The 526-nt window shown below is 59.7% G+C and carries 1 pseudogene; it reads left to right on the top strand.

The window, feature by feature from the left end:
• Nucleotides 1-397, top strand: a pseudogene (locus tag ACIGG6_RS12010) (ribonuclease E/G); the annotation flags it as partial.
• Nucleotides 398-526: the final 129 nt, after the last annotated feature.

Below are 526 nucleotides of genomic sequence, written 5' to 3'. Positions count from 1 at the left end.
GACTGCTGAGCAGGATAGCGTTAAAGACACTCCGGTTGCCAACGCCGAAGCAGCGCCTTCTACGGATGAAGAAGCTTCAGCACCAACAGTCAGTGAAGAGCCCTCAACCGCGAAAACACCTTCACCGGCGGCGGATCAAGAGCCTTCAATCGAAGCGAGCGAGCAGCCAGCTGCTGAAGCTCACGACGAGACGGCTACCAAGATGGAAACGGCCCCTGCTCCAGAAGCGCAAGAGAAAGTGTCAGCGCAACCCGCCGACAATGCGCCAGCGGCAGAGCCCGTTAGCGAGGCCCCGGCAGCTGATGAAGAGGCGCCAAAACCGCGTCGTCGCCGTCGTGCCCATAACGACCCGCGCGAACTACGCAAGCAGCAGGCACAGCAAAACTCGCAAGAGTAAGTGCTCGCAACAAAAAACCCCGCTTCGGCGGGGTTTCAGACTGCTGACGAACCCACCTATTTTGGTGGGTTCGTTGCGTTTAGAGCAGGCGTACACTCGCGGCCTGACTCACCACCCTCATCGCACGGC

This window comes from Vreelandella lionensis, from assembly GCF_044543515.1.
GTDB lineage: Bacteria > Pseudomonadota > Gammaproteobacteria > Pseudomonadales > Halomonadaceae > Vreelandella > Vreelandella lionensis.
The sequence above is the reverse complement of the archived record's forward strand: the minus strand, read 5'-3'. Positions and strand labels throughout refer to the sequence as shown.